The organism is Nonomuraea sp. NPDC049486, from assembly GCF_040676925.1.
In the GTDB taxonomy this organism is placed as follows: domain Bacteria; phylum Actinomycetota; class Actinomycetes; order Streptosporangiales; family Streptosporangiaceae; genus Nonomuraea; species Nonomuraea ferruginea.
In genome coordinates this window covers 44,412-51,668 of record NZ_JBFAPV010000030.1, presented here as the reverse complement: position 1 = coordinate 51,668, position 7,257 = coordinate 44,412, and the positions used below count along the sequence as shown (strand labels likewise).

9 protein-coding genes are annotated in these 7,257 nt (G+C 71.0%); 2 read left to right on the top strand and 7 right to left on the bottom strand.

The window, feature by feature from the left end; all coding sequences use genetic code 11:
* Window positions 1-129: 129 nt before the first annotated feature.
* The 7 genes from AB0K05_RS43320 to purU form a co-directional block, all read right to left on the bottom strand.
* On the bottom strand, window positions 130-708 hold the full coding sequence (locus AB0K05_RS43320) for a class F sortase (protein ID WP_364237479.1): 579 nt from the start codon (window positions 706-708) through the stop codon (window positions 130-132).
* Window positions 709-710: 2 nt separating this feature from the next.
* Window positions 711-1,175: a hypothetical protein gene (locus AB0K05_RS43315; protein ID WP_364237477.1), complete on the bottom strand. Its 465-nt coding sequence runs from the start codon at window positions 1,173-1,175 to the stop codon at window positions 711-713.
* A gap of 95 nt (window positions 1,176-1,270) precedes the next feature.
* Complete coding sequence (locus tag AB0K05_RS43310; RefSeq protein ID WP_271279716.1) at window positions 1,271-1,945, bottom strand: response regulator transcription factor; 675 nt, start codon at window positions 1,943-1,945, stop codon at window positions 1,271-1,273.
* A complete protein-coding gene (locus tag AB0K05_RS43305) occupies window positions 1,942-3,324 on the bottom strand; it encodes a HAMP domain-containing sensor histidine kinase (protein ID WP_364237472.1) in 1,383 nt (460 codons plus the stop codon). Before AB0K05_RS43305 ends, AB0K05_RS43310 begins: the two co-directional genes overlap by 4 nt.
* A 12-nt stretch (window positions 3,325-3,336) precedes the next feature.
* The gene (locus tag AB0K05_RS43300; RefSeq protein WP_345483140.1) at window positions 3,337-3,684 is read right to left on the bottom strand and encodes a hypothetical protein; all 348 of its coding nucleotides are present in this window, start codon (window positions 3,682-3,684) and stop codon (window positions 3,337-3,339) included.
* Between the two features lie 70 nt (window positions 3,685-3,754).
* Window positions 3,755-4,618 carry an SDR family oxidoreductase gene (locus AB0K05_RS43295; RefSeq protein WP_148029907.1) on the bottom strand — a complete coding sequence of 288 codons (864 nt, stop codon included), beginning with the start codon at window positions 4,616-4,618 and terminating at the stop codon, window positions 3,755-3,757.
* Window positions 4,619-4,659: 41 nt separating this feature from the next.
* Window positions 4,660-5,511, bottom strand: a complete 852-nt coding sequence (gene purU / locus AB0K05_RS43290; RefSeq protein WP_364237469.1) for a formyltetrahydrofolate deformylase — start codon at window positions 5,509-5,511, stop codon at window positions 4,660-4,662.
* 133 nt (window positions 5,512-5,644) lie between these two features.
* On the opposite strand from purU, the gene AB0K05_RS43285 reads away from it, so the two are divergent.
* Together AB0K05_RS43285 and AB0K05_RS43280 are read left to right on the top strand one after the other, a co-directional pair.
* Window positions 5,645-6,589 carry an inorganic phosphate transporter gene (locus tag AB0K05_RS43285; protein ID WP_364237467.1) on the top strand — a complete coding sequence of 315 codons (945 nt, stop codon included), beginning with the start codon at window positions 5,645-5,647 and terminating at the stop codon, window positions 6,587-6,589.
* On the top strand, window positions 6,586-7,236 hold the full coding sequence (locus AB0K05_RS43280; RefSeq protein WP_261808368.1) for a DUF47 family protein: 651 nt from the start codon (window positions 6,586-6,588) through the stop codon (window positions 7,234-7,236). Before AB0K05_RS43285 ends, AB0K05_RS43280 begins: the two co-directional genes overlap by 4 nt.
* Window positions 7,237-7,257 lie beyond the last annotated feature (21 nt).

Below are 7,257 nucleotides of genomic sequence, written 5' to 3'. Positions count from 1 at the left end.
TACTGTGTTCCCCGCGGGTTTTTGGCTTTATTCACCTCGGACCCGCCGGGCGTTCACGCGCTTGTTCCCCTATGTTGTGTATTTTCTATTATAAGTCGTGCCGCGGGGGGCCCGGCGCCACTTCCGTTATCAGCGGGCGAACACCACGACGTTGTCGCGGTAGCTGCGGCGGGCGCGGTCGAACGTGCCGCCGCAGGTGATGAGGCGGAGCTGGGCGCCCTCGCCCGAGCCGTACACCTCGTCGGGCACGCGGTTTTTGGGGTAGCGGGCCAGGCGTGACACGGTGAAGGTGACGGTGCTGCCGTCCGCCCTGTCCACGTGCACGCGGGCGCCCTTGCGCAGGTCGCGCAGGCGGAAGAACACGGCGGGGCCCGTCCTGGAGTCGACGTGGCCGGCGATGACGGCCACGCCCCGCTCCCCGGGCTCGGGGCCGCCCTCGTGCCATCCCACCCGGTCGAACGGCTCGGGTGCGATCAGGCGGCCCGCCTTGTCCAGTTTGAGCGGGATCACCTTGGTCGAGACGCCGATGGACGGGATCCGCAACCGCACGGGGTTCGCCGCCTGCGGGACGACCGCACCGTCAAGGGCACCCGCCACCTGTGGGGCAGCCGCACCGGCCAGGGCACCCGCCGCTCGCGGGGCGCCGGGGGCGCACGCGACCGTCGCAACGAGAGCACCCGCCACCAGGGCGAGACTCCGGCGCCGCACGCTCACCGCCTGACCAGCCTGCGGCCGGCCCACGCGCCACCGGCGATCAGCACCGCTCCCGCGCCCGAGGCGAGCGCGAGCGGCAACGCCGCCCCCTCCTCCCCACCCATCACCAGCGCCGCCCCACCGGCCCCGGTCTCGACCCCACCGGTCGGCCGATCGTCATCATCGTCGGCCGCCCCTCCGGCGCCGGTGTCCACTCGGCCCTTCGGACGATCGTCATCGTCGTCGGCCACGCCACCGACCCCGGTATCCACCCCACCCCTCGGACGATCATCATCATCGTCGTCGGCCGCCCCACCGACCCCCGTCTCCACCCCACCCTTCGGACGGTCGTCATCGTCGGCGGTCGTTGTGACGGTTGACGGGGTGGTGGCGGTCGCCGGGGTGGCGAGGGTGGTGGCGGTGACGCCCATGCCCAGCACGATCCCGATGGCCGCGAGCGCGCGCCGCAGTTCCTGGCTCATCTCGTCCTCCTGGATTCCTCCGCACTCCCCGTGCGGACGACTCCAAGCCTGGGATCCACCGGTTGGCCCCCCGTGAGCACGTGATGAGAGTCCCTTCACCTAGGGGCGCCCTCGGCCTTCAGCCGGTAGCCGGTCCCCCGTACCGTCTCGATGCGGTCGGCGCCGAGCTTGCGGCGCAGGTAGCGCACGTACACGTCCACCACGTTCGAGCCCGGGTCGAAGTCGAACCCCCACACGTGGCTGAGCAGCTGCTCCCGCGTCAGCACCTGGTCGGGATGGCGGCAGAACACCTCCGCGAGCGCGAACTCCCGCGTCGACAGATCCACCGACCGCTCCCCCACGTACGCGCGCCGGGTCCGCAGGTCGAGCGCGAGGTCGGCGACCCGCAGCACGGTCACCTCGGGGCTGCGGTCGGCGCGCAGCCGCAGCCGCACCCGCGCCAGCAGCTCCTCGAAGGCGAACGGCTTGGCGATGTAGTCGTCGGCCCCGCCCTCCAGCCCCGCCACCTTGTCGGTGACGCTGTCACGGGCCGTCAGGATGATCACGGGGATGCCGACCTTGGACTCCCTGAGCCGCCGCAGCACCGTGAACCCGTCGCTCAGCGGCAGCCCGATGTCCAGGATGAGCAGGTCGAACGCGCCGCTTCCCGCCATGTCGTAGGCGGCCAGGCCGTCGCTGACCACGGCGGTGACGAAGCCGTTGCCGCGCAGCCCTTTCTCCACGAAGGAGGCGATCCGCGCCTCGTCCTCGGCGATCAGGATCCGGTTCACCGCAACTCCCGCATCGGAATGGTCATCACGAAGCACGCCCCGCCTCCGGGGGCGTCCTCCACCTGGACGGTGCCGCCGTGGGCCCCGGCGATGGACCTGACGATGGCCAGGCCGAGCCCGGCGCCCTCGTGCGTACCGGTACGCTCGCCGGCGCGCATGAACCGCCGGAAGATCCGCTCCCGGTCGGCCGGCGGCACTCCCGGCCCGTCGTCGCGCACCCACAGCCGTACGAAGCCGTCCTGGACGGCGGAGCCGACGGCGATCTGGCCGTCGTCGGCGGTGTGGCGCACGGCGTTGGCCGCGAGCTGCATGAGCGCCTGCGTGAGCCGCTGCCGGTCGGCGGGGATGCGCGCCTCGGCGACCTCGTCGACCCGCCAGCGCCGTTCGCCGAGCGCCCGCGCCTTGGCGACGACGCTGACGGTCAGGTCGGCCAGCTCGACCTCGTCGATGTCGAGGAAGCCGGGCTGTTCGGCCTTGGCGAGCGTGAGCAGGTCGTCGACCATGCGGTTCATCCGGTCCAGCTCGTCGGTGACCAGGGCGAGGGTCTCGGCCCTGTCGTCGGGGTCGTCGCCCATCAGCTCCAGGTGGCCGCGGATCACCGTGATGGGGGTGCGCAGCTCGTGACCGGCGTCGTCGACGAAGTCCCGCTGCACGGCGAAGGCGTGCTCCAGCCGGTCGAGCATCCGGTTGAAGGTGCCGGCCAGCTCGGACACGTCGTCGTCGCCCGGCACGTCGAGCCGTCTGGTGAGGTCGGAGGAGCCGCTGATCCGTTCGGCGGTCTGCCCCACCAGCCGGATCGGCGCCAGCACCCGCCCCGCCACGAACCAGCCGGCCGCGCCGGCCAGCGCGAGCGCGGCCAGCGAGGCGAGGGCGAGCACGCGGATGGCGTTCAGCACCTCGTCGCGGTAATGGTCGTAGAAGACGGCGATGACCAGCTGGCCCCGGCGGGCGTCGCCGTTCACCTGGACCGGGATGACGGCGTAGCGGACGGTGCCGGCGGCGCTCTCGGTCTCGCCGCTCGCCGGCTCGGTGACCTGCCCCAGACGCGCCACCAGCGCGTCGTCGGTGTCGAGCCGGGCCAGCGGCGGAATCCCGGTGATCTTGTGCGGCCGGTCGTCGAGTATCGTGAAGAACGTCTCCCATTCGTCGGGCGGGTTGTAGGAGAGGTATCCGCTGAGCAGGGTGTCCACGTCCCGGACGTCGACAGCGGTCGCGGCGTAGCGGCGCAGCTTCTCCGCCTCGTTGCCGAACTCGGCGTCGATCCGGTCGTCGATCAGGCGGTCGAGGATCGCCCAGGTCGCGAAGATCGCGATGAACAGGGCGAGGGAGACGACCGCGAGCATCCAGCCGACGATCCGGCCGCGGGCGGTCACCCGCATGCCGGCGAGCCGTCAGTCGTCGTCATCGTCATCATCGTCGTCGTCATCGTCGTCGCCGCCCGGCCTGGGCGACGGGGGCCTGACCGGCTCGGCTTTCGTCTCGCGCGGCGACGGAGACGCTGACGGCGTCTTCTCGGCGGTGGCGGGCGTGGCCGTCTCAGCGGCGGCGGACGTCTCGGTCCCGGCGTCCGGCGTCGCGGCGCCGTCCCCGGTCTCCGTGCCCCCCGGCGGCTCGTTCGAGACCACGACGGGCCCGCCGAGCTCGGGGCCGCCGGCCGCGACCCGCATGAACCCGATCGTCACGGCCACGGCCACGAGCAGCCCGGCCAGGATGGCGAGGAGAGGTGCTCGGCTCTTCATACGCTCCAGCATGCCGGGAGATGAGGAGAGAGACCTGAGTCTGAGATGAGAGAACTCTCATCTGACGTGGTCAGCCGGGCAGCGTCTCCCCGCCGATCGGGGCCAGCACCTCGCCCGTGTAGTACGACGACATCAGGTCCGAGGCGAAGAACACGTACGAAGGAGCGATCTCGTCGGGGTCGGCCGCCCGCTTCATCGGCACCTGCTTGCCGAACTGCTCGACCTTCTCCTCGGGGAAGGTGGCGGGGATGAGCGGTGTCCAGACCGGCCCAGGCGCCACCGCGTTGACCCTGATGCCCCGGTCGACCAGGTTCTGCGCCATCGCGTAGGTGAAGGCGTTGATCGCGCCCTTCGTCGCGGAGTAGTCGAGGAGTGTCTTGTTGCCGCGCAGGCCGTTGATCGAGGAGGTGTTGACGATGGCCGAGCCCTCCCCGAGGTGGGGCAGCGCGGCCTTGGTGACGCGGTAGTAGCTGTGGATGTTGACCGCGAACGTGTGCTCCCACTGCTCGTCGGTCAGCTCCTCCAGCGAGTCGACCGGCTGCTGGTAGGCGACGTTGTTCACGACGACGTCCAGGCCGCCCAGCTCGGAGACGGCGCGCTCGACGACCTGGACGCAGTGGTCGCGGTCCGCCAGGTCGCCGGGGAGCAGCACGCAGCGCCGCCCTTCGGCCTCCACCAGCTTCCTGGTGTGGTCGGCGTCGTCGTGCTCGCTCAGATAGGCGATCGCGACGTCGGCGCCCTCCTTGGCGAAGGCGACGGAGACGGCGCGCCCGATGCCGGAGTCGCCGCCGGTGACGAGCGCCCGTTTGCCGGACAGCAGGCCCCGGCCCTCGTAGCGGCGCATCTCGTCGCGTGGCTCCGGAGCCATCTCGCCGGTGCCGCCCGGGTACTGCTGGGTCTGCGGCGGTGGTGTGGAGTTCGGTTCTTCAGGCATGTCCAGCGCGTGCCCCGGCTGGGGCACGGCTAACACCGGGGTCAGCGGGGGAACACGACGGTCTTGTGGCCGTCGAGCAGGACCCGCTGCTCGGTGTGCCATTTGACCGCCCTGGCCAGGGTCAGGCTCTCGACGTCGCGCCCGATGGCGGCCAGGTCTTCGGGTGAGTGGCTGTGGTTGACCCGGGCGACCTCCTGCTCGATGATCGGCCCCTCGTCCAGGTGGGACGTCACGTAGTGGGCGGTCGCGCCGATCAGCTTGACGCCGCGGTCGTGGGCCTGGTGATAGGGCTTGGCGCCCTTGAAGGACGGCAGGAACGAGTGGTGGATGTTGATCGCCCGCCCGCTCAGCTTCGCGCACAGCTCCTCGGACAGCACCTGCATGTAGCGGGCCAGCACGACCAGGTCGACCTGGTAGCGCTCGACCAGCGCCAGCACCTCGGCCTCCTGCTTCGGCTTGGTCTCGGGCGTCACCGGCAGGTGGTGGTAGTCGATGCCGTGGGACTGGGTGAGCGGGCGCAGGTCGGGATGGTTGGAGACGACCGCGACGACCTCGAGGTCGAGCGCGCCGCTGCGGACGCGGTAGAGCAGGTCGTTGAGACAGTGGTCGAACCGGCTCACCATGATGAGCACCTTGGGCTTCCTCGCCAGGTCGCGGAGCTGGAACTCCATGCGGAGGTCGGAAGCCAGGGCGGCGAAGGCGGCCCGCACCTCGTCCTCGCCGACCGGCGAGGTGAACTGCACCCGCATGAAGAACCGCTCGCTCTCGCGGTCACCGAACTGCTGGCTCTCGGTGATGTTGCAGCCGTGCCTGGACAGCAGGCTCGACACGGCGGCCACGACTCCGGGCCGGTCGGGACAGGACAACGTGAGGACGTACTCGGCAACGCTCATGGATCGCTCTCGGTGAGGTCTGCGCGACTGAATCCATCGAGGTTACCGCCCCCGGGAAGCGCGGTCTCCCCTGCCTTATGCGCCCGATCTTGGGTAGATATCCGCTATACACAGCTTTTGCAGGAGGTTGCCCATGCCCGCGGACGTCGTCGTGCTCGTCGCGGTCGCAGGGCTGTTCGCGATCGTGTCCGGCATGAACGACGGCGGGGCGCTCCTGGCGACCGGGCTCAAGCTGCCGGCGATGCGACCGGTGACCGGGATCCTCGCCATGGTCGTGATGATCGCGCTGGTTCCGCTGGCCACCCACCAGGTGGCGCTGACGTTCGTGAACCGGCTGGCCTCCTTCGACGGGCCCGGCGGGCGGGCGGCGACCTCGATCGCCGTGCTGAGCGCGATGGCCGTGGTCACCTTCCTGACCATGAAGGGCCGCCCGACCAGCCTCACGCTGGCCCTCGTCGGCGGGCTCACCGGGGCGGGCCTGGGCTGGGGCCTGCCCGTCTCGGGGCCGTACGTGGCGCTGGTGCTGGCCTTCGGCCTGGCCGCGCCGATCGTGGGCGGCCTGGTGGCGTGGGCGGTGACGACGCTGGTGGTGCGGTTCGCCAGCGCCGACCGGCTGAGCGGCCTGCACCGCGCCGGGTTCGTGGTGCAGATCGTCGCGTACGCTGCCAACGACGGACAGAAGATGCTCGCCATCTTCATGATCGCGCTGAGCTTCTCCGACGCGCCGCTGCCGTACACGACCCTGACGGCCGTGCTGTTCGGGCTCGGAGCGATGTACGGGCTCCCGAAGGCGGGCCGCACGCTCAGCCGCGAGATCATCGCCTTCCGCCCGCTGCACGGCGTCGCGGCGGAGCTGTCGGCCGGGTCGGCCGTGCTCGGCTGCTCCGCCGTGGGCATGCCGGTCAGCATGACGCAGGCGATCGCCGGCGGGCTGATCGGCGCGGGGGTGGTGCGCGGCAGCGGACGGGTCCGCTGGTACGCGGCCGTGAAGATCGTGGTCGCCTGGCTGCTGACGCTGCCGGCCAGCGGCGTGCTGGGCGCGGTGGCGGCCTACGCCGGAAAGGGAGTGATGATGTGAAGGGCGGCAGGCTGGTGAGGCGGCTGCGCAGGATCCGTGACCTGCTGACGGGGCACATGGACACCGCGCTGTCGGACGCGCTGCTCGGGCAGTTGAAGGCCACCAAGGAGGGCGCGTGGCTGGCCATGGCGATGATCGGCGGCGAGGTGGGCAGGACGGGCGCGCACGAGCAGATGCGCACCATCGAGCACCTCGGCGACGAGGAGCGCCGCCAGCTCGTCGAGGAGCTGGAGTCGGCCCTGATCACGCCCATCGACCGGGAGGACCTGTTCAGGCTGTCGCGGTCGATCGACGACGTGCTGGACTCGCTGCGCGACTTCGTCCGCGAGTCGCACCTCTATCGCGTGCCCGACCAGATCCGCTTCACCCCGCTGCTCGACCAGGTGATCGTCGGCATCGACGCGCTGGAGACCGCCGTCCGTGACCTCGTCTCCAGCCCGTCGGCCGTGCCGCACGACGCGCTGGAGGCCAAGAAGGCCGGCAGCGCGATCCGGCGGATGTACCAGTATGAGATCTCGCGCATCTTCTCCGGGGAGCTCACGAACGACCGCATGAAGGAGCGCGAGCTCGTGCGCCGTCTGGAGATCGTGGGCATCGCCATCGGCGAGGCGGCCGACGCGATCGCCGACGGCGCGATGAAACGCTGAGTCATGCCGGGCCGCCCGGCG

Excerpts from the sequence above, each read along its gene's own strand:
- AB0K05_RS43305 (WP_364237472.1), bottom strand. The coding sequence starts at position 3,324 with ATGCGGGTGACCGCCCGCGGCCGGATCGTCGGCTGGATGCTCGCGGTC.
- AB0K05_RS43315 (WP_364237477.1), bottom strand. The coding sequence starts at position 1,175 with ATGAGCCAGGAACTGCGGCGCGCGCTCGCGGCCATCGGGATCGTGCTG.
- AB0K05_RS43300 (WP_345483140.1), bottom strand. The coding sequence starts at position 3,684 with ATGAAGAGCCGAGCACCTCTCCTCGCCATCCTGGCCGGGCTGCTCGTG.
- purU (WP_364237469.1), bottom strand. The coding sequence starts at position 5,511 with ATGAGCGTTGCCGAGTACGTCCTCACGTTGTCCTGTCCCGACCGGCCC.
- AB0K05_RS43295 (WP_148029907.1), bottom strand. The coding sequence starts at position 4,618 with ATGCCTGAAGAACCGAACTCCACACCACCGCCGCAGACCCAGCAGTAC.
- AB0K05_RS43285 (WP_364237467.1), top strand. The coding sequence starts at position 5,645 with ATGCCCGCGGACGTCGTCGTGCTCGTCGCGGTCGCAGGGCTGTTCGCG.